The 21,850-nt window shown below is 37.7% G+C and carries 16 protein-coding genes and 1 pseudogene; 4 read left to right on the forward strand and 13 right to left on the reverse strand.

Annotation, left to right across the window (positions count from 1 at the left end):
- Positions 1–4: 4 nt before the first annotated feature.
- A complete protein-coding gene (gene speA, locus EPA86_RS10205; protein ID WP_170309623.1) occupies positions 5–1,936 on the forward strand; it encodes a biosynthetic arginine decarboxylase in 1,932 nt (643 codons plus the stop codon).
- Between the two features lie 12 nt (positions 1,937–1,948).
- Here speA and EPA86_RS18365 read toward each other — a convergent pair.
- The 7 genes and pseudogenes from EPA86_RS18365 to EPA86_RS10235 form a co-directional block, all read right to left on the reverse strand.
- Positions 1,949–2,074, reverse strand: a pseudogene (locus tag EPA86_RS18365) (MmcQ/YjbR family DNA-binding protein); the annotation flags it as partial.
- Positions 2,075–2,252: 178 nt separating this feature from the next.
- Positions 2,253–3,659, reverse strand: coding sequence for a sensor histidine kinase (locus tag EPA86_RS10210; protein ID WP_246058341.1), 1,407 nt, complete (start codon positions 3,657–3,659; stop codon positions 2,253–2,255).
- A 69-nt stretch (positions 3,660–3,728) separates the two neighbouring features.
- Positions 3,729–5,129, reverse strand: coding sequence for a sigma-54-dependent transcriptional regulator (locus tag EPA86_RS10215; protein WP_140603336.1), 1,401 nt, complete (start codon positions 5,127–5,129; stop codon positions 3,729–3,731).
- Between the two features lie 113 nt (positions 5,130–5,242).
- Positions 5,243–7,681, reverse strand: a complete 2,439-nt coding sequence (locus tag EPA86_RS10220) for an ABC transporter permease (protein WP_140603337.1) — start codon at positions 7,679–7,681, stop codon at positions 5,243–5,245.
- A gap of 9 nt (positions 7,682–7,690) precedes the next feature.
- Positions 7,691–8,428 carry an ABC transporter ATP-binding protein gene (locus tag EPA86_RS10225; protein WP_140603338.1) on the reverse strand — a complete coding sequence of 246 codons (738 nt, stop codon included), beginning with the start codon at positions 8,426–8,428 and terminating at the stop codon, positions 7,691–7,693.
- Between the two features lie 112 nt (positions 8,429–8,540).
- A complete protein-coding gene (locus EPA86_RS10230; RefSeq protein ID WP_140603339.1) occupies positions 8,541–9,797 on the reverse strand; it encodes an efflux RND transporter periplasmic adaptor subunit in 1,257 nt (418 codons plus the stop codon).
- A gap of 371 nt (positions 9,798–10,168) precedes the next feature.
- The gene (locus tag EPA86_RS10235) at positions 10,169–10,564 is read right to left on the reverse strand and encodes an MmcQ/YjbR family DNA-binding protein (RefSeq protein ID WP_246058342.1); all 396 of its coding nucleotides are present in this window, start codon (positions 10,562–10,564) and stop codon (positions 10,169–10,171) included.
- A 133-nt stretch (positions 10,565–10,697) separates the two neighbouring features.
- Between EPA86_RS10235 and EPA86_RS10240 the strand changes: the two genes are divergently transcribed.
- The gene (locus EPA86_RS10240; protein ID WP_140603340.1) at positions 10,698–11,000 is read left to right on the forward strand and encodes a hypothetical protein; all 303 of its coding nucleotides are present in this window, start codon (positions 10,698–10,700) and stop codon (positions 10,998–11,000) included.
- A gap of 37 nt (positions 11,001–11,037) precedes the next feature.
- Here the strand turns inward: EPA86_RS10240 and EPA86_RS10245 are convergent, their stop codons facing one another.
- The 5 genes from EPA86_RS10245 to EPA86_RS10265 all read right to left on the reverse strand — a co-directional run bounded on the left by EPA86_RS10245 (position 11,038) and on the right by EPA86_RS10265 (position 18,271).
- Positions 11,038–11,514, reverse strand: a complete 477-nt coding sequence (locus tag EPA86_RS10245; protein WP_140603341.1) for a TlpA family protein disulfide reductase — start codon at positions 11,512–11,514, stop codon at positions 11,038–11,040.
- The gene (locus EPA86_RS10250; protein ID WP_140603342.1) at positions 11,511–12,761 is read right to left on the reverse strand and encodes an exo-alpha-sialidase; all 1,251 of its coding nucleotides are present in this window, start codon (positions 12,759–12,761) and stop codon (positions 11,511–11,513) included. The genes EPA86_RS10245 and EPA86_RS10250 overlap by 4 nt, the downstream gene beginning before the upstream one ends.
- Entirely contained in the window at positions 12,755–14,890 is a 2,136-nt protein-coding gene (locus tag EPA86_RS10255; RefSeq protein WP_140603343.1) for a TonB-dependent receptor, read from the reverse strand. The genes EPA86_RS10250 and EPA86_RS10255 overlap by 7 nt, the downstream gene beginning before the upstream one ends.
- Positions 14,891–15,099: 209 nt before the next feature.
- Positions 15,100–17,277 carry a TonB-dependent receptor gene (locus EPA86_RS10260; RefSeq protein ID WP_140603344.1) on the reverse strand — a complete coding sequence of 726 codons (2,178 nt, stop codon included), beginning with the start codon at positions 17,275–17,277 and terminating at the stop codon, positions 15,100–15,102.
- Between the two features lie 175 nt (positions 17,278–17,452).
- Positions 17,453–18,271 carry a penicillin-binding transpeptidase domain-containing protein gene (locus tag EPA86_RS10265; protein WP_140603345.1) on the reverse strand — a complete coding sequence of 273 codons (819 nt, stop codon included), beginning with the start codon at positions 18,269–18,271 and terminating at the stop codon, positions 17,453–17,455.
- Positions 18,272–18,483: 212 nt separating this feature from the next.
- Between EPA86_RS10265 and EPA86_RS10270 the strand changes: the two genes are divergently transcribed.
- Positions 18,484–19,740, forward strand: a complete 1,257-nt coding sequence (locus tag EPA86_RS10270; RefSeq protein WP_140603346.1) for a S1 family peptidase — start codon at positions 18,484–18,486, stop codon at positions 19,738–19,740.
- Positions 19,731–20,786, forward strand: coding sequence for an FHA domain-containing protein (locus tag EPA86_RS10275; RefSeq protein WP_140603347.1), 1,056 nt, complete (start codon positions 19,731–19,733; stop codon positions 20,784–20,786). Before EPA86_RS10270 ends, EPA86_RS10275 begins: the two co-directional genes overlap by 10 nt.
- A gap of 55 nt (positions 20,787–20,841) precedes the next feature.
- On the opposite strand, the gene trpS is transcribed toward EPA86_RS10275, so the two are convergent.
- Positions 20,842–21,849: a tryptophan--tRNA ligase gene (trpS, locus tag EPA86_RS10280; protein WP_140603348.1), complete on the reverse strand. Its 1,008-nt coding sequence runs from the start codon at positions 21,847–21,849 to the stop codon at positions 20,842–20,844.
- Position 21,850 lies beyond the last annotated feature (1 nt).

The following is a 21,850-nucleotide window of genomic DNA, read 5'->3' on the forward strand; positions in this document are numbered from 1 at the left end:
GCTATTGAAAACTGTATTAACACCATGGTCGATTGATGACGCTGAAAATACTTACCATGTAAAACGTTGGGGCAACGGTTATTTTGACATTGGCGAAACGGGCGATATCAATGTTATCCCACGTTATGATCAACCAAATTTAAAAATTAACTTAAAAGAAGTTATCGAGGAGATGCAAAGCGAAGGTATACAGTTTCCTGCCGTCATTCGGTTTCACGATATTTTACGTTCGCAAGTTGAGCTATTGAACAAGACATTCAGGAACACTATTGAAGAAGCTAATTATGAAGGTCAATACTTTGGTGTTTTTCCGGTAAAAGTAAATCAAATGCGTGAGGTGATTGAAGAAATCGTTGATGCCGGTAGTCGCTATAATTATGGTTTAGAGGCAGGTTCAAAACCGGAATTAATTGCAGCACTGGCATATAATACCAATAAAAATTCGTTAACTATTTTAAATGGTTACAAAGATGAAGAATATCTACGTTTAGCGTTATTAGGCTTAAAAATTGATCGTAACATTATTATTGTTATTGAAAAGTACAGTGAACTGCTCAAGTTAGTAACGCTTGCCCAAAAATTAGATGTAAAACCCATTATTGGTTTACGCGTAAAAATGATGGTCAAAGGTCGCGGAAAATGGGAACACTCTAGCGGTGAGCGCGCTAAATTTGGTTTAAGTATTGCTGAAATACTTAACGCTGTGGCTTATTTAGAAGCTGAAGGGTTAACCGACTGCATTAAACTATTGCATTTCCATATTGGTAGTCAATTAACCGATATTCGTGCCATAAAAGAAGCAGTTCAAGAAGCCTCGTTAGTTTATAGTAAATTATTTAAATTAGGCGTACCGCTTGAATACGTTGACGTCGGCGGCGGTTTGGCAATAGATTACGATGGCTCCCAGTCTACCAACGATTCATCATGCAATTACAACCTAGCTGAGTATGTGTCGGATATAGTTCATGGGTTTAAGCAAAATTGCGACTTGGAATCGGTTCCTCACCCGCATTTAGTCAGTGAAAGTGGTCGAGCGATAACCGCTCATCATTCATGTGTTATTACCAATGTTATCGGTGAAATTCACCCGAGTGGAACACAATATTCTACACGTAAGTCAACCGGCGAACATATTATCGTCAGCAATATTCGTGAATTGGAAGTCGACTTAACGGCTGCTGAAAAAAAGGATAATCACCAAGAAATTTACAATGATGTCGTGCAATTAAAATCTCAAGCAATGCAGGCATTTAAACTAGGCATATTGAATTTAGATGAGTTAGCCAAAGTAGAAACTATGTATTGGCGTATTCTCAATGTAATTGAACAGCAAATGCAAAACCATGATTTTATTCCTGAAGAGCTCAATGATATTTCTGAGATGCTGTCGTCACAATACTTGGCAAATTTCTCTGTTTTCCAATCTGCCGCAGACTCTTGGGCGATTGATCAAGTATTACCGATAGTGCCTATTTCTCGTCTAAATGAAAAACCGGCAAAGCTCTGTAGTTTGGTCGATATCACCTGCGATAGTGATGGAAAAATTGATAAATTCATTGGTCACGACACAGTTGCAAACAACATTCCTATGCACAAACTTAATCAGGATGACGATTATTATATTGGCATATTTTTAACGGGTGCCTATCAGGATGTCATGGGTGATATGCACAATTTATTTGGACGGTTAAATGAAGTACATATTGTTAGCTATGATGATGATCCGAAAGATTTTTACATCGAAGAAGTTGTTAAAGGCTCTTCTGTCGACAATGTGCTTTCTACCATGCAGTATACGCCAGCCATTATGGCGCAAGTTATTAAAAAAGAAATAGACGTACAAATATCCCGAGGTAAATTAAAGCCACGTGAAGGTGTTAATTTAATTGATTTTTATGAAGATTGCTTGAATGGCTACACCTATTTAAAGCAATAAGAGAAATAATAATTACAAATGCACCAAGATTGACGCTTGATCTTTCTTGGTCATTTTACTCACTACTAGCATAAATGAATTATCTATCATGCGCTCAATTTCGCCTGGTGGCATTGAGCCATCTAAAATAACCGTGTTCTACTACGCTTCAAACATTAACACTGTTTTAATCATTAAAAAGGTAAGATAGTGCACATTGTTAACGTTAGGCTGTTAACACTAAAACGTCAGTTTCCTTGACAAAGTTGAGGTTTTTTCAGGGTTATTGAGCCAAATTTATGGAGTAGTATTGGTAATACTCGGACGTTTGACAATACTAATTTTTTGAATCGATTTGGTAGCCAGTCGAGTGCCCGCCATGCTTGGCTCTAGGCAAAATAAGCACAGCCTGCGCACCTTGAATGTCAGTACGATTTTTTAAAGTGATACTACCACCATGATTAAACAAAATTTGCTTACATAACGCTAAGCCAATGCCGCTACCTTGAGGCTTAGTACTATAAAATGGCACAAATAGGTTGTCCTGATTGGCTATCCCCATACCGGTGTCAGCTATAGTGATTTCAACGGTATTATCGATAATGTTACAACTTACGCTGATATTTTTTTCTAATGAATTCGCCATAGCTTCATCGGCATTTTTAAAAAGGTTGATCAATACTTGTTCAAATTGCTGTTTGTCTACATTCAGTGTGATTAATGGAAATGCTTCACTACTTGGAGATAATAATAGATTGAAACTTTCAAATAGTTGTGCGTTTTTTATCAGTATGTCTTTTAAGTTAAAGGTCGTTTTATTAGGCGAAGGCAAATGCGACAACTGGCTATAACTCGCGATAAAACTACTCAATGAACTAGCGCGTTCATTAATAATTTCTACTCCCATTAACAAGGACTCTCGGTTAAGCGGCTTGTCTTGGGTTTGTAGCTTTTGTTTTATTGACTGACTTACACTGGCTATTGGCGTAAGTGAATTATTCATTTCATGGCTTAATACTCGCAATAAGCTTTGCCATGCTTTACGTTCTTTTTCTAATAATAAGCGCTCTGCTGAAGTAATAAGATAAAGCTGATGTGGGTTTCCTTCACTTAGAAAGCTCTCCTTGAAAAGGAAATGTTCACCACGTAATAGCGGATGATTAAAATCAATAATGCCACTTTCAGCCTGGCTTATTTTTAAGCCTACTTCTAGTTGATTAAGTGGCAATTTAGCTTTTATATCATTATTTTTGAATAACAATTTCCGCGCAGAGTCATTTGCCATAACAATAATGCCATGATGATCCGTGGCGATCACCATAGCGTCCATTTGCTCCATTATACGCTCAAGTAATTGCCGACTTTCTTGTGCTTCAATTTTATGAAGTGACAAGCTATCAGCAAGGCTATTAACTAAATTCAATAACTCTTGAAAGGCAGGGTCGCTTGGCAACCTTCCCCTTAAGGTATAGTCACCAGAAATCATTGATTCTAAAATATTGGATAAGGTACGTATTTGATGCGCAGAATTCTGTTTATTGTTCACCACAACAAAAATACACAGTAATGATAAAACAATAACAATAAAAGCGATTAAATAAGCAGAAACTCCCGCAATGGCTAATGAAACAGTAGTGATCAATAAACAAGGTAAACACATTGCCCAAATAAGCATGCTTGAGTCATACTTGTTTCGTGCTTTTTTATCAATACGGGACGTTCTTTCCTGATGTTGAACAGACAAAAGGTTTTCCTTTAATATTTCATTAACAAATATACTAAATGAATAAACTAGACAAGCAAGTTAAACACTTTAATCCAGCCCGTATTTACTTAACCTTCGATAAAAAGCACTTCGGCTTAAACCTAGTGATTTAGCCGTTTCAGTCGCATTGCCTCGGTAATGTTTTAACCGATTAATTAAGGAAAATTTTTCAATGTCTTCCATTGATAAACTCGCATCGTCAATCGTTGCAGCATTTATCAATTTGCCGCTACTACTTTGTGCTCCAAGCCCTTCATCAAGCAGTAAGTCTCGCCCAGTAATTGTTGCCTTTTTACAAGTAAACAATATTTTTTCCATTAAATGACTAAGTTCACGAATATTGCCCGGCCAAGGATATTGCTGCAATTTATTAATCGCTTCAATCGACAATTGTGGCGCACTGATATTATATTTAACGCTGTATAATTGCAGGAAATGTTCAGCTAACGGTGCTATATCTTCCACTCGCTCTTTTAATGACGGCACTCTGAGTTGAATGGTATTAAGGCGGTAGAATAAGTCTTGTCTGAATTGTTGCTCAGTGATCGCCTTAGGTAAATCGCTGTTAGTGGCTGAAATAATACGGACATCAGCATGCTGCGATTTGCTTGAACCGACAACTTCAAACTTCTGCTCTTCTAAAACCCGTAATAATTTAGCTTGTTGTGCCATTGGAATATTAGCTAATTCATCCAAAAATAACGTGCCTTGCTCGGCCATTTCAAAACGCCCAATTCGATTTTCTTTAGCATCGGTGAATGCTCCTTTTAGATGACCAAACATTTCACTTTCAAACAAGCTTTCAGGTATAGCTCCCATATTCACGGGAACAAAAGAGTTGTTTGCACGGGATGAATGTTGGTGGACATAAGATGCCAACATACTCTTTCCGGTACCGTTATCTCCAGTGAGTAAGATGCTCATATCACTTTTTGCTAATTCATTAAGCGAAGACAATAATGTTTTCATCACTGGTGATTGGGCAATAATGCCGCTTTCTTGAGGGAAGGATTGTGCGCTAAGCAGTTTATTCTCTTGGCTTAAACGCTGTAGTTTTTTATCAATTTTGGCTATTTTTATTTGGGTATTTATTGCTGTAATTAAGCGCTCATTATTCCATGGCTTTTGAATAAAATCTTTTGCGCCAGCACGCATCGCATCAACCGCAATATCAATGGTTGCCCAACCTGTCATCACAATAATGGGCAATTGGTCATCTACTTGCTGTATAGCTTCAACAAGCTTTAATCCTTCCACACCTGAGGTTGTATCTTGCTGAAAGTTCATATCCAACAAAACCAAGTCGAAAGATTCTCTTTTTAAATTTTCTAATACTGCTTCTGGTGTCGTCATCGCTAAAATATCGAAATTTTCTTCCGATAACATATATTTCAAGCTAGCAATAATATTCAAGTCATCATCAGCGATAAGAATTTTTCTGTTTTTCAAGTTGTTACCTGTTACCCATTACCTGTTTCCGTTTCATAAAAAATTGAATGCTAATCTATCGCTCTATTTAGAAATAATAGCGGTAAAACGATAGACCAAGCAACCAATACCATTTATTCATATCTTAGCGCTGAGCTAGGCTCCATAACGACTGATCTACGCGTTGGAATATAAATAGCAACCATAACTATACAAGACAATCCTACGGTTACCGTTAATGCTAAGACTAAATAAAGTGACGTAGGGAATATGCCTTCAGACATTCTTATAAAACCATATGCCATGATTGAAAACAAAACTAAGGCTAGCCCCAACCCTTTAGCTAACTGCATACCACCTTGCTTTAGGAACATTTGGATTATGTGTTTGTCTGACGCACCTACCGCTCTTCTAATGCCAATTTCATGAGTACGTTGTGCAACAGAGTTTGCCGTTAAACCGTAAATTCCAACGAGTGCTAACATTAAAGAAAAGAAGCCCGTACCAAAGGTCAAGTTTGACGTTAATTTCATGATTTTACGCATCATACCGCGGTTTTCTGCCGCTGGCTGTACTGCATAAAAAAGTTCAATGCTGCGGTCAACTTGATATAAAGCCTGATAAAATATCTCTTCCGTTTTTGCTAGATCACCAATAATTCGATAATAAAGAATTTGAAAACTATCAACAAATTGTAAGCCTGAAACATAAATTTCATCAGCGCTATCTAAATTAGCAATCAAGGTTCTTGGATTTAATCGGTCAGTAACAACGCCAACAATAAACAGCTTTTCATTTTCAGTACCGTTTGCATCAGACATATCCACAGAAATGCTTTTTCCTAAGACATTTTCACCTGGCCAATAACGATTTACCATTGACTGGCTAATAATCGCCACTTTACGACTACCAATTTTATCTTGATGCGTAAAAAATCGCCCAGAGACTAAATTAACTCCAATAGTATCGGTATCACCAATAACACTAAGTACATCAGCTAAGTTTTGATTTTCTTCAGAGCCATTATCTTCACCATCAAGTGTCAGGGGCAATTCACCTAACCAATTATTTAACGTAACCCCATCTACTTTAGGGTGAGCATTAATACGCTCCATAATATTTTGAAAAAAGGCAACTTTTTGTTGTTTTTCAGGATATTTATCCTCTTGCAGACTAAAGCGAGCAGTCATTACATTACTGTAATCGTCACCCATATCAATATTGACAAACTTGTGAGAAATAAAAGCGGTGATAGAACCTAACAACATTAATAACGCGACTATAAAAACTTGAGTGGTTACTAAAAAGCGCGTTAAACGACCTGCTTTTTTCCCTTGAGCGCCTCGTGTGCCATCTCGCAATGTAGTATTTATGTCTTGATTAGCCGAGCGCCAAGCGGGTAAAAATGCTGAAAGAAAAATAGTCACCAAAGTGAATACAATTGCCATCAAAAAGGTAGGAATATCCATGCCCCACTTCCACCAGAACATTAAGCCGTTAGGTAGTTCTGAGTGCAGAAAAATGTTGGTGTAGTGTAAAGCCGCACCAACCAATAGTACGGATAACACACCACCTAGGGTGGTAATTAAAATGCCTTCCCACATTAATTGGCTCACCAGTCTTGTATTTGAAGCACCTAATGCGGCGCGAATAGCGGTTTCTTTTTGACGTTCAATTGAACGCGCTAATAATAAGTTACCGACATTAATACAAGCAAGTAACAAAATCATGGAAGCGATAGTGTTAAAAAAGACAAACATTACGGTACTGTCTCCACCCATTTGCGCCACAGGGAAGCTTACTAACTCAACTGCTTTGGTTCCTTTTTCAAAATCATATAACTCGACATTTTGTTGATAAATAGCATCGAGACTTTGACTCAATACTTTCTCAGCACTTTCTTTAGACACACCTTCTTTTAGGCGACCGTAAACATAAATATTCTCGCTTCTATCAGCAGGGCGCTGCAAAACTTCTTGCGAAAGTGGTAACCACAGCTTTTGCGCACCCGGCATTCTAAATCCTGGGGGCATCACACCAATAATCTCGGTAACAACATCATTGGCAACTATGGTTGAGCCTAGTATATTTTTCCGAGCTGATAATTCATTTTGCCAAACATGGTGACTTATCACGGCAACTGGGGTAGCACCTATTAAAGTATCCATTTTCTGGATAGTACGGCCCATTAAAGGCTTTACTCGGCTAAACTTAAAAAAACCTTCATCAACATAAGCACTGTAAATGCTAGCACCGCTGTCCTCAAACGAAAGCCGTATATCATTTTTTTCAATCGCACCAAACTCTGAAAATACCGTTTGCTGTTCTTTTAATTGCGCAAATTCATAGGATGACATTAATACAGATTCGTCATTTAGAAATGTGGTTGTTATTGCTAGTGCCGTTTTGCCCTCTGGTAAGGGTAAGTCTTTATACATTACCGTATATAGAAATGAGAAAGTAAATAAACTTAAAGACAAGCCACCGACTAAAACACTTAATGTCATCGCGGTGAATTTTGGCGCTTTTAGTAGCAATCTAAAAGCATATTTGATATCAATAAATACTGACATAACAAACTCCTAAACCGCAGCTAATTCAACGGGTGACTGGTTACTTACTTCAGATTCTTTATCATTGACTTGATCGGCAATCATCCGACCATCAAACATTTCTAAACAACGACTTGCACGTTTTGCAGAAGCAGGATCATGTGTCACCATACAAATAGTCGAGCCGTCTTGATGTAATTTATCAAACAGTGCTAACACCGCTTCGGCATTTTTAGAATCTAAATTACCAGTAGGTTCATCGGCAAGAATAATGGCAGGATCATTCACTAAAGCGCGAGCAACCGCGACACGTTGTTGCTGACCACCAGAAAGCTGAGAAGGAAAATGATTTTTTCGATGTGACATTTCTACTTTTTCTAATACTTGTGTCACCTTCTCTTCAATCACTTTTTTAGCTAAACCTGATTGATAAGTCAGTGGCAACATAACATTTTCAAAAACTGTCAAATCGGAAATCAAGTTAAACGATTGAAAAACAAAACCAATTTGTTCACTTCTTATTTTTGCTCGTTGGTCACGTGACAATGAAGAAACATCAGTATCGTTCAAGTGATAGCTACCCGTGCTAGGAGAATCAAGCAGTCCTAACAACGACAAGAGTGTTGATTTACCACAGCCAGATTGACCACTTAACGAAATATATTCGCCCTTTTTAATCATTAAATTCACACTATTAATTGCACGAGTTTCTATCTCTTCAGTTAAAAATGTTTTACTTATGTCTCTTAATTCAATCAATGCTTTCATATTTATCTCTTTTAAATTTGTTACGTTTTAATCTGTTTCATCTATAGGTGTTATTTCAAAATTCACTATTTCTAAATAATTAATTCTTCATTCTGTTAAGTTTTATGGTGACTTAATTGATCATCACTTCTTGATGTTCTTGATAATTTGAGGTGTCTGAAATTATGACGGTATCACCAACACTTAAGCCTGATAATATTTGGATTTGATTGACGGAACTTTGCCCCAACTTAACTTGCTGCTTTCGAGCAAACTGTTTATCTGAGTCCACTTTAAACAAACCTGCCTTGCTGTAGCGTGGCGCAAAAACTGGACGTTTTACATAAAGCGTCTCTTTAATGTTACTGACTTCAATTAAGCCATCTACCGTTAAATCAGGGCGTGCTTCATTCGGTAATTCACTGGTAATGTTAATATCAACTTGCACCATGCCAGCATTTACCGCAGGGTCTATACGAGAAACCGTGCCAAATATTTCATTGCTGCGAGTATCTATCACAACACTTTGCCCTATTTGAATATCGCTCACTTTCATTTCTTGTACTTGTAATTCAGCATATAAACTATGTTGATCAGCAATTAACGCCACACTAGCGCCCACTTGAGCTTGTTCACCCAGCTCTAATGAAACTTGTTGAACAACACCTGATGTTGTTGCTAGCACAGACAATGCTGCTACTTGGTCTTTCACCCGTTGATAATTATTTTCTACTAAACCTAAACGCGCTTGTTGTGCCTTTTTGGTTGCGGCTAAATTCGCTTTCATTTTCTCAACTTTCTGTTGTTGAGACAGCCAATACTGCATTTGTTGTTTAACCGCTAGTTGACTGCGTTGGTAATCAAGTGCTGAAACGGCTCCGTTTTTCTGTTCAAATAATTGCGTTTCGGCATCTAGTTTTAATTTACTGCTTTGATAACTGTATTCAGCTTCCACTACTGAGTTTTCTAAATCAACTAATTGCGATTCTAACGCAACAAATGCCGCATGATTTTCAGCTTTTTTAGCTTCAAATTCCCAGCGCGCCTTTTCTAGCTCACGACGTAGTTCAGGGTTAGATAACTGCATCAAAATATCACCGGCTTCAACAAGTGCTCCTGCTTTAACGAAAGCTTGTTCAACTCGGCCAGAAACTTGTGAAGAAACCCAGCGAATATTTAGCGGCTTCAAAACTCCCGTAGCACGCACATTAACTCGGAAGTTTCCTTTTTGAACTGTTGCCGTAACCAATTTATTTTCTTCAACAATAAATGAAGCATTGCCCATAACACTTTTAAATTGATATGTAGCTAAAACCATTAAGGCAACCACAGGTACATACCAATATTTACGCCATAAAGGGGTTGCTGCTATTTCTCGTTGTATATCCATTTTAGTTTCTTCATTTACAATAATTCTTACACTGTTATTACAAGTGTCGTACCAACTCAACACTATGTTAACAAGTTGTTTTTATTCGCTTTTATATTTCATTAAGAAAGCAAACAATAAGAGGTGTCCCACTTTTGACACAGTATTAAGATTAAAATGTAGCGGATGTGAGACAGTAACTCATTTGGCAAATAAGCAGTTGCTAGAAATAGAAATTAATGAATAGACTTTAGATTAGTGTTATTCGTTTACTAGCTAGCTACCCATCTAGAATTGTCTGATCAGATTTAGCGATCGCCGATGTCAGTAACGAGCAGGAACTGTCCCTTTGGATGCAAAGGATGATGTTGGTTCTGTGGAAAATGAAGAAATTATAAATGTACCAAGATAGATTGCTGATCTTTCTTGGTCATTTTGCTAACCACCAAGTTAAATGAGTTATCAATCATCCGCTCAATCTCACTTGGTGGAATTGAGCCATCTAGTATTACGGTATTCCATAACGCTTTATTCATATGATATCCAGGTATAACCGCAGGAAAAATGTCGCGTAACATTACCGCTTCTTCAGGATCACATTTTAGGTTCATCCACCAGTCTTGTTTGTCGCCATCACCTTTGCCCATTTTTCCTAGTGATAATGTCGCGAACATCTTTCCTTTCACTTTATATACATCAACACCTTCACCAAATGGTTGACCAACGGATGTTTCAGGTTTGCCTAATAAATATTCATTTGCCATATGATGGTCAAAGTTACTTGGCATAACAGTCCTTATTAAAAATTAATGCTTTTTGTTGAGTGATTTCAGTATAGTAAATCGAAATGCGATGAAAGATAAATATTGCGCTATTGTTCTACTATACTTTGAATAAGCGTCCACATTTGTAGGTGACTTTATGTGTAGCACTCCTAAAGCTAATCAGCAATTGAAAGCAAAGCGCACTGACAATGTCGTAAGTATCTTATCTGCCTTAGATGAAGATGCAAGGAAAGCTTTTACAGAGCGAGCAAATAAGGCTGCTGAAAAGCGGCTGAAAGATAGTGGCTACCTTGTTGAACACGCGCCTATTCGCAGTGTCTCTTTCAACGCAAAAAGCAACATTGATTTAGCACACTATAAAAGCGAAGAGTGCCATGAATCGCAAGGTGGAATCATGGCATTTATCAGTGGTATATTTGGTAGAATATTGCATCGCTAAGACGAATATTTATTACTAAACATTCCATTTGTGTTAGTTAAATTTGAAACCATTTTTTCAGAAAAGATTCTGCGATTAAGCCACTTTTTCCGTGAAATGTTGCATTAGGCTCAACAAAATAGCTTCGTGGTAATTCACCATACCAGCTTGGATCAATCATAAAGCGACTACTATCTGCTTCACCATCAGCAAAATAATAATTATTCAAATCATGAACATTAAACTGTGTCAGTATTTTCTCTGCTTCTTGCATGCTTTCTTCATCTGCATCTGTATTAACAATAACCACGGCTAAATCAGGCTTTGCTTTTCTTAACTTTTGAATCAAAGAGAGTTCTTTCATGCAAGGTGGACAATCTACTGACCACATTAACATTAACCAACGTTGCCCTTTATATTTTGATTTAACTTGTTCAAAGGTGTTTTTAGTAAAAATCTCTCCTTGAGCCAACGCAAGCTGACTAAAAGTGACCAGCATTAGCGTCAGAAACAACTGTAGCTTTAATTGCTTCATAGTTTACTCACCCAATGGCCTTGCTGATTTCTATGCCAAGAAATATAACGCTCAGCATTTCCTTTAACAATGAATGGCCTATCAGCTCCTTTGGTTGACGTAGCGATTATCTTTGCTTCACTAAAACTATTACCTGCATCATTTGATGCTTGGTACCACAATTGATGTTCTATACCATTATATTGAGTCCAAACGATATCAACTTTATCTCCCTGCGCGCTCACATGTGGGTGAGCAGCTTGTTTCAAATAGTCACCCAGAGCCATTGGTTTTGTTAACTGCTTACCGCCATTTTGGCTACGCGCATAAAAAGGGCCTTTGCCTTCATCGCCTAAGTTAAACCACACCATGTGATAGCGATTTTCATTATCAATAGATAAACCACCACCTTGATGTGGGCAACCATTAATTTTCCAATGGTCAAAACTTATTTGGTGTGGTGTCTCTTGTTCATTTACTGTGAGCAAGGCAAATTCACGAATATTATCACCGTAGATATGTCGCCATAACACAGCCAAATTGCCAGAGGTATTTTCATCAATAGCAACACGACAACAGACACAAGTGCCATTAGCCAAGGCTTGGTTGGTAAAGATCGTTTGTTGCTTTAATATATTCGCTTTACCAAGAAAAATAGCTGAGCCCTGATCGCCTTTTGCTTTATCTCTCAATCGTCCATCAAGCCAAACTATACTAATATCACCTTGTTCATTCACTAATAGTTCATTAAAACTATGTCCCGTTAGTAAATTATCATTGTTTACCGTAATGGGATTACTAAAGCTTTTGCCGTAATCACCTGAATAGCTAAAGCGAATATCTGCAGTGTATTTCCTCTCTCTTGGCATTGCCCAAGATAAGTACACACCTTGCTTATTATCAAAGGCAATTTTTGGTCTATTTTCATTTCTAGCTGATATTTTTTCAGCAGGAATATCGACTTTTTTAGCAGCTAAAAAGTGCTCACCTTGATCGGTAGATACTTGAAAATACATAGCTTGTTGCTGGCTCCATAACCGCCAAACATCACCATTGGGTGCTACTGCTAATGTCGCTGTTTTTGCACACTTAATATCAATAGCTTTACACACTTTCTTATCTACGGGCTTAGCCACTTTATGGTGCGTCATTGCGGGCTTACTTTCACTGTGAGCGAAAAGTGGTAAACATATACCAGTTAAACTTAAGGTAAAGCAAAGTGCTAACTTTGCTTTATGATTTGATTTACTTTTATGAAGACTTACCATTGGTAATTCACTCCAACGTACACAGTGCGTGGTGCGCCTGGGGCAATTGAATACTTACCATAGCGGTATTCTGCTTCTTGCGCGTAAACCTTATCGGTTAAGTTCAGCACTCTCGCGTGCAATGAGAGTTGAGAATTCACCTCATAACGTGCTTTAAGGTTAGCTATGGTATATCCGCCATAGATTCTTTCTAAACCTGTTTCTGGGTCAGTGCTATTAGTGTCATCCATCCAATATTCACCAATAGATTGCACTTCTAACATACCGCTAAATCCTGCAAGGTAACTTGGTAAATAACGTAATCGCGCATTGGCAATATAGTCAGGTGCCATTTTCATCTCATTACCCGAGTAATCTTCATGCTCGTCAAATTCGTGTTTGCTCTTACTATATGCAAGGCTAATATTGAATTCTTGAGAGATAGTCCAATCTAGTGCTGCTTCTAAACCTTTATGAATAACACGGCTTGCATTGGTTAAATAGCGTTGTCCGTTAGTGTTGTACGCATGAACAATTCCATCATCAACATCCATATAGTAGATAGCAGCATCAAAAATGATATTGTCAAAATTAGCTTTGTAACCTATTTCAAAGGTATCGGATGTTTCAGGATCAACCGCCTTTGCTTCGCCACTATCTTTAGTTGTTAAATGGTATAAGCTGCCTGCTGTAGGAATTCTAAAGCTGTTAGCATATCTAAAATAAGTACTTGATGTTTCAGATAAATGATAGTTTAAGCTCGCTTTAGGGCTTAAGTGAGAAAAGTCATCATCACGATCTTCAATGCTGATTTTGCCATGACCAATATCACCAAAGACTCCAAGGTGATTATCAAATTCATATTTTGCGTAGTCATATCGAGCGCCAACCGTAAGGTCAAGTCGCTCTGTTAACGCACGTTTATGTTGAAAATATGGAGATAAACTACTGTAACGCGTTGTGTCATCATAAAAAAGTTCCCCCTCACTAAAGAAATCTGTTTCTCCCTTCCAGTTTGGCTCTGTTTCATGATCAAGAGGCTGATAAGACAACTGATCTCCTTCTGTTAATTCTAAATCAAACCCGATTGTTGTTTCACTACTATCACTGTGTTCAAAATTCACTAAACCTAGTAGGCCAAAAGTAACAACTTGAGACTCTACTTTAGGCATGTTTTGATTCCACGTTGCTGTGTAATCATTAGTTCTATATCTAAGATATGGAATCATCGAATAATAGTTTTCATTATCATCGTAATCCCATTGACTTGATAGTTTCATGTATTGTGTTTTACGTAGTGGGTCACTCGCAAGTACTTCGTCTGATAACCCAGAGTCAGTCCAATCACTCTCAAATATTTTATCGAGTTCTTTATCTTTTAGTCCTGACGCCATTTCTTGCTCAAGATCAGAAGCAACGAATGAGGTTACTAATCGTTGCTTATTAGAAATCTCATATTCATGTCTTAAGTTGATTTCTGCGCGTTCTGAGCCGGTATGATCGCGCCAGCCATCATTCGTTAAGTATGACGCTGACGCCCTAAAGCCATTATCATCATTTATACGATTGCTATGACTTACTTGTACTTTTCCATAGCGATCTTCACCAAGCATTACATCCATAGACGTTTCAGGCGTATCAGATACACCTTCAGAAAGAATATTCACTGTGGCTGCAACGGCACCAGAACCATAAAGTGCAGTCCCCGCACCTTTAAGAACTTCCATACGCGCTACATTAGAATTAAAGCTAGACCACCATAAAGCGTTATGGTTAAAAAAAGCAGGGGATTGAAGAGGAACATTATCTTGCAAATAAAGGTAGTAACCACTGACGTTAATAGGCATTCTGATGGCCGCTTTATGACCTTGTCCGCCTGAAAGTTGATCAATCAAGACACCAGAAATACTATTTAACGACTCTGCTACATGCTGACCATTATCCATTTGCAACTCTTCTTTACCTATTCCGTGAACTGACATCGCTAAGTCTGTATCTAGGGTCTCTTTCCGAGTTGCTGTAACGATGATCCTTTCGACAGCGTTTTCTGCACCTTCATCACCATTTGGTAATGGTTGATTCACAGCAATGGCCTGATATGTATTGGCAAGTAATATGGCTAAAATTGAGAGTTTAAAAGACTGTTTCATGTAATTGCTTCAAATGATTAAATTAGCAATATACTAACAATTACACATGAGGTTTTGATGTGACACTTTGTCGCAATTTTAAAAATAACCTGTTGAATATATTGATTTATATCAACATAAAACAAAAACCCTGAACGTGCTGTCAGGGTTTTAATTAGCTGCGCTGTAATCGGTATCAAATACCGATTACAGCAAATAGAAGAGATTATTTAAAAAGAGTATGTTGCTTCTACCCAAGCACTTAAACCTTCACTTGGTAGTCTATTCATTACTGGCGTACCGACTTCTTTCACTCGATTATAACCACCTAAATGGTTTTGATATTCTCTATCAAGTAAATTATCAACACCACCTCGTAATGTTAGTGCTGAATTCACAAAGTACTCTACATCAAAGTTAACTAAACCGTAGCCTGATGTCGGCTTTTCAGTATTCGTTACTGAGACATTGTCTTGAGATGAAACTGCGACAAGTGTTAAATTACTGATAACACTATCATTATGGTAACTAACACTAAATTGACCATTTAACGGCGCAATTCTGTATAGATTGTCATTAATATCGCGACGCTCGCCTTTTACATAACTTGCAATACCAGAAAGCTGGAAGTTGTCACTGATATTGTAATACCAGTTAACATCAGCACCGTATAATCTAGCATCAACGTTTGAAAATTTTAATGGATTATCATCATTTGCCATCATAGAAGCCATCATTTTTGCTGACATGTCTTCCATTTCCATTGGCGTACCCTGAATGTAGTTATCTATATTTTGATAGAATACATGTGGTGCAATCATAAATTCACTAGATTGATACGTTAAACCTAAATCCGCTTGATATGCTGTTTCTGATTTAAGGTTAATATCACCAATATAAGTATGACCATCAGCTAAACCGCCTGTCGCTTCCATAGGCGTCCATAAGTATCTTTCTTGATAAGAAGGGGCTCTGTTTTTGATGCCTAAGCCAACATACAGTGATAATGGCTCTGACAATTGTGTTTGGGTGCTTAAAGCAATATCAACATTAGTGTCAGAAACTTTTCGATCTGCTTTATTAAAGTCGTCTTGTAAATCTCTTGCTAACTCACCCATGCTTGGCATTTCATCATCCATGCCTGAGCCCATATCCATGCCACCGCCCATGTTAGGCATAGACATCATTGCCATTGATGAACTGACTTCATCAGCATTTGCTTTCGCTTGTTTAACTCTAACCCCCAATTGAACCGTGGTTTGTTCAAACTTGTTTTGCCACTCGGTAAAAATCGCAACACGTTCGTCTTTAACATTATTAAAATTAACCACTTCAAACATTGGGTTATTTGGATTAGTAATGACTGAATCATGTGTAGCAAAGTAGCCATCGGTACCAAAGCTTAATTCACCAAAACTAAAACGCTTGCTCATAACAAATTTAAAATCAGTCGTATCAGCTAGAGCCGTATTCCTACGATGCTTCATAGGGTTACTATTTGCACGCATTAAAAAGTTTGTCATACCATGATCAGCGTCTAAGTAACCAAGCGACCATTCACCTTGCCAATCAGAAACTACAAATTCACCATCAAGATTGAAACGATGACTTTCGATGTACTCAATATCCATAGGTAAAGCAGGCGTACCTGAATCAGTCGTATCAGTGTAGTGGTAACTTAAGCCAACAGTATTCGCATCTGTTGCATGTCTAATATCAAAACCTGCTTGTACTTTGTCAAAATCAGTTGGCTCAATTAAGGTACCATCGCCGCTTTCCATGCTATCGCCAGCTTGACTATTACCATAAACAAGTACGGCAACATCACCTTTAGCAATATTAGCAACGCCAGACATTGTTGCAGCACTGTTATTGCTTCTATAACCCGCTTGAACATCACCACTAGCTTGTACGTTATCTGAATTCATTTTTTCAGCTTTACGCATTTGTACATCAATGGCGCCACCTAAGGTGTTCATACCAGCAGAAACTGGTGCAATGCCTCTGTACACTGTCATAGAGTCAACAATAAGTGGAGTAGAGTAACTTAACGGCGTATCCATAGCATTTGGGCCAGCACCTATCATTGGGTGGCCATCTAAAGTCGTTGCGACACGATCACCAAACAAGCCGCGGTATTGTGCAATACCCGTTACAGGACCATTACTGTTTACATTGGCGCCAGGTACTGATAAAAGCCAATTTGATAAATCAGCTTCGGTAGTTTTACCTTGCGCATAGCTTTGGTTATCTACCAAGGCATTATGTCGTTGATTAGATATAGTAATCACTTCTATATCATCAATTGCAACAGGAGCTTCATCGGCTAATGCGAGCGTTGAACAGCCCATAGCTGAAAGTAGAACTGCGTTTACAGCAATGGCTGATGGTTTTAAAGAAAAGCGCATAATAATATACTTACCCAAACAATTAAATTGGCAGTATTTTCAAGGCTTTCAGAACAGAAGACAAAAGGAAATAAGTAATATGCGACATATTGTCGCAGGGTAAAATCAGCTTACTTGCGCTATATCAAATAAGCTGATTATTTGGATTAATTAACTAATAATTTTTCATGCTCAGTTAAATGATACCTGCAGCTTTCAAATGGTTATAAGCGACTTTTTTGCGCAACGCTTTCATCTCAGGGTAGCTCGCTTTATTAAAGTTAAAGGCAAAAAAGTGAACACCCTGTGCATTTTCAACAAAACCAATATACCAACCAAGCATTGAACCATCGTTTACTTTACCGGCTCCTGTTTTGGCATACAGTTTATAATTTTCATTATCATCAACGAGCATGACTTCTTTTAAAGTGTTCACTGCCTGCTTATTGAATTGATAAGCGTTATGATAAAAATCTTGCAAGAATTTAATTTGTTCTTTCGCCGAAATCTTCATGCTTTTATTTAACCAAAAATCATCTAACCCTGAGGAAATATCTTGGTTACCGTAATGCATTTTATTGATATACGATTGCATATCTTTTTTACCTATATCCGTTGCTAACTGGCGATAAATAGCAACCATAGAAAACTTGAATGCTGTTGATAAGTTATATTGAGGTAATTGCCACACTTTAGGCCACCAAGGTTGCACAGGATATTTTTCTTTATCAAAGCTTAGTGTTTGCTTAGCGTCTTTGATAATGCCTTTATCTAAAGCAATTAAACTATTGGCTACTTTAAACGTTGAAAAAGGCGATAAAGGCATTTGAGCCCTTTTATTATTAATGATTGTTTCATGCTGAGCTTTATCAATTTCAGATAATAAAACAAAGGTACAGCTGCTATCACCTTCAACACACATTGTATCGTTCTGCGCCTCATTGACATGAGCTGACGTGAAGGTGCTTACCGTGGCTAAAGCTAAAAAACTAAAGCGTAATAGATTCTTTCTCAAAATAACCTCAAAAAGTGAAAGTTTAAGTCGAAAAAATGATACGCTCGTTTGCTTTAGCAAACAACATGAAATATCTACTTACCTAAAATCAACAGGCTAATTAAGCAAGCTAATGACAAAGCTATAAACAATGGCATAATAGGAATTACAAAAAAGGAAATGGACTTTACCCTTATTTGTCAGCATTTATCTAAATTATCATAGGATGTTTAATGAAATATATTTTTGCTTTTATAAGCCTTTTGTTCAGCCACTGCGTTACTGCAGCTGAACAAGCTGAAGAAATTTTTGCCCAGCTTACTCCTTCCCTTTATCAAATTAAGCTCATAGACAAAGCCAGTGGTGAGAAATCATCAATCGGTTCAGGTTTTCAGATTACTAGCGATGGTTTAATTGCGACTAATTACCACGTTATTTCAAGCTATGCTCGACATCCTAGCAAATACCGCATGGAGTATTTAGATCATCAAGGAAATACTAATACCCTAACATTAGAGAGCGTAGATGTTATCAATGACTTAGCTTTAGTTAAACGTGAAGTAACTGAGCCGATGGAGTTTTTTGTTATTTCTTCACAAACACCACACAAAGGCGAGAAGTTATATTCATTAGGCAACCCTCATGACTTAGGGATGATCGTAGTTCCAGGCACCTACAACGGCCTAAAAAAAGAATCATTTAGTGATCGCATCCATTTCACTGGCTCTATTAATTCAGGTATGAGCGGTGGCCCTGTAGTGAACAAACAAGCAAAAGTTGTCGGTATTAATGTCGCAACTTCTGGTAATCAAATTGGCTTTTTAGTGCCGCATGATAAGTTAGTCACTTTGTTTAACAGTTATCAGCAATCACCACCAGATAGTATTAAAGCTCAAATGGCTAGTCAGTTAATGACAAGTCAAAATAAGTTGATGTCGGCCTTACTCAATAGTAATTGGGAAAGTAAGTCTTTAGGTGGGAAAGGCGCAATTCCCATTATTGATGTACCTTTTATCCGTTGTTGGGGTGAATCTAATGCAGATAAACAAGATGCACTTATTCTAACTGCAGTGGCAAATTGCTCACTCGATGAAAATACCTATATTTCTTCTCGATTTTTCACGGGTAGTGTTGAAATTGAATTTAGGTATATGCAGGCAAAAGAGCTAGGTAGTAATAAGTTTTATCATTTATATCGCCAACAAATAGCGAGAGCTGGAGCTGGGAATAGAGCAGGAAAAGATGATGTCAGTGAGTATCAATGCCATCACGATATTGTTATGCCAAATAATAAAGCAATTAATAATAAAAGTGTTTTTTGTACACGTGCCTACAAGGATTTTCCTGATTTATATGATGTATTATATTTAGGAGCATCTATAGATAAGCAACAACAAGCATTAGTTAGTCACTTTACCATTTCAGGTGTTAGTCAAGAGAACTCGATGGCCTTTACCGAGAAGTTTCTGGAGGCTGTATCATGGAAATAACATCAATAAATCCGCAGCAAGAAAACCATAGCAGCGAAGAGTTACATCACGATATTGATGATATCAATCATAGTCATACTGATATAATCATTGAAGAAATCAGTCGTGGGCAGAAATTACTGCATCGACATAAAATGAGCAAACCCTCAATCAATATTGGCCGAGGATATGGTAATGATATCATTTTAGCTGATCCGCATATTTGCTCTGAACATTTGAAAATTCAATTAGTTAATGGTTTCTGGCAGATACAAGATCAAGAGAGTATTAACGGAACTTTCTTAGAAAACCCAAAAGAGAAAAAGAAACCTGCAGACAAACATATTCTAGAAGATGGCGATATCATTAGTATTGGTAAAAGCCAATTACGCATTCATTTTGTTGATCATCCCGTTGCTGAAACCGTTAAATTCAGCCCCTTTGAAAGCTTCATTAATTTAATGCGTCACCCTATAGCGCTATTAATAAGCGTAGCCTTATTTACACTAGTATCTGGCACTATTTTTTATTTGGACAAACCAATTGAGGTCAACTTTTCTCAATTATTAGTACCTGCCATAGGTATGAGTTTACTATTCTCTCTTTGGCCTGCGGGTATTGCTTTAGTTTCGCATTTAACCAAACACGATGCGAGAGTACTCACTCAATTAGGTATCTGTTTTGCCTTCTTTAATTTGATGTGGTTTAGTGATTTACTTGAAAATATTGTCGCTTTTAATTCTTCAAGCAACTCTATTTTCACTGTACTCATTGCCATACTCCCTATTGCATTAGCTTTTTGTATGCTTTGGCTCAATTGTTACATTGGTTTTCATATGACAGCTAAGCGTCGAATGGTCGTATCGATAGGTATTACCGTATTATTATTCGGCGGTAGTTACTTAATTAAATATTCTAACAAGCCTGATTTTAATGCCAGACCACAATATAATAGCGTTTTAATGACGCCAAGCTTTTTGTTAACACCAAGCGCAAGTGTTGACGAGTTTATTGAAGATAGTAATAGACTATTCGATAAGGCCAACAAAGCGGCAGCAAAAGAGTAGCCATAAAAAAGGGCGCTGATTGAAGCGCCCTTTGTACAAGTAGAATTGATAGCTATTATGGTCTTGGAATAAAGCCAATCGCATCATAAACAGAAGCCAACACTTGGCTAGCATGTGCAGATGCTTTTTCTGCACCATTTTTCATTACTTGCTCTAAAAAGGCTTGGTCTTCTCTGTACTGATGGAATTTGGTTTGTATAGGCTCTAATAAAGACACTACCGCTTCAGCAACATCTCCTTTCAAATGACCATACATTTTATCTTCATACTCTGGTACTAAATCAGCAACAGTACGACCTGTGGCACAAGAAAGTAAAGAAAGTAAGTTTGATACACCAGGCTTCTCCGCCACATCAAAATAAATTCTTGCTTGCTCATCAGAATCAGTAACTGCACGCTTAATTTTCTTGGCTATCTTCTTCGGATCTTCTAATAAGCCAATAAAGTTACCCGGGTTAGTATCTGACTTAGACATTTTTTTGGTCGGCTCTAATAAGCTCATCACACGAGCGCCATGCTCAGGGATGTATGGATCAGGTACCGTAAAAATATCACCGTATAAATTATTAAAACGTGTCGCTATATCTCGAGCGAGCTCTAGATGTTGCTTTTGATCATCACCCACAGGTACGCGATCAGCTTTGTAAAGTAAGATGTCAGCCGCCATCAATACCGGATAAGTAAATAAACCGGAGTTCATATTCGCTTCTGATTTTTGTGATTTATCTTTATATTGAGTCATGCGGTTAAGCTCACCCATTTGAGTGTAACAATTTAACACCCAACTCAACTGAGCATGCTCAGGTACATGTGACTGAATAAAGATAGTACTTTGCTCTGGGTTTACACCACACGCAAGATATAATGCTAAACCATCTAGTGTCGCTTTTCGTAAATCAGCGGCATCAGGACGAACTGTAATGGCATGTTGGTCAACCAACATGTAATAGCATTCATGAGTGCTCTGCATATCAACCCATTGCTTCAATGCGCCCAAATAATTCCCTATAGTTAACTCGCCTGATGGCTGGCAACCACTTAATACAATAGGTTTACTACTCATT

Origin of the sequence: Litorilituus lipolyticus (assembly GCF_006439335.1) — a bacterium.
Classification (GTDB): domain Bacteria; phylum Pseudomonadota; class Gammaproteobacteria; order Enterobacterales; family Alteromonadaceae; genus Colwellia; species Colwellia lipolytica.

Coding starts and splice junctions, on each gene's coding strand:
- EPA86_RS10220 (WP_140603337.1), bottom strand. CDS start 7,681: ATGTCAGTATTTATTGATATCAAATATGCTTTTAGATTGCTACTAAAA.
- EPA86_RS10225 (WP_140603338.1), bottom strand. CDS start 8,428: ATGAAAGCATTGATTGAATTAAGAGACATAAGTAAAACATTTTTAACT.
- EPA86_RS10230 (WP_140603339.1), bottom strand. CDS start 9,797: ATGGATATACAACGAGAAATAGCAGCAACCCCTTTATGGCGTAAATAT.
- EPA86_RS10235 (WP_246058342.1), bottom strand. CDS start 10,564: ATGCCAAGTAACTTTGACCATCATATGGCAAATGAATATTTATTAGGC.
- EPA86_RS10240 (WP_140603340.1), top strand. CDS start 10,698: ATGTGTAGCACTCCTAAAGCTAATCAGCAATTGAAAGCAAAGCGCACT.
- EPA86_RS10245 (WP_140603341.1), bottom strand. CDS start 11,514: ATGAAGCAATTAAAGCTACAGTTGTTTCTGACGCTAATGCTGGTCACT.
- EPA86_RS10250 (WP_140603342.1), bottom strand. CDS start 12,761: ATGGTAAGTCTTCATAAAAGTAAATCAAATCATAAAGCAAAGTTAGCA.
- EPA86_RS10255 (WP_140603343.1), bottom strand. CDS start 14,890: ATGAAACAGTCTTTTAAACTCTCAATTTTAGCCATATTACTTGCCAAT.
- EPA86_RS10260 (WP_140603344.1), bottom strand. CDS start 17,277: ATGCGCTTTTCTTTAAAACCATCAGCCATTGCTGTAAACGCAGTTCTA.
- EPA86_RS10270 (WP_140603346.1), top strand. CDS start 18,484: ATGAAATATATTTTTGCTTTTATAAGCCTTTTGTTCAGCCACTGCGTT.
- EPA86_RS10275 (WP_140603347.1), top strand. CDS start 19,731: ATGGAAATAACATCAATAAATCCGCAGCAAGAAAACCATAGCAGCGAA.
- trpS (WP_140603348.1), bottom strand. CDS start 21,849: ATGAGTAGTAAACCTATTGTATTAAGTGGTTGCCAGCCATCAGGCGAG.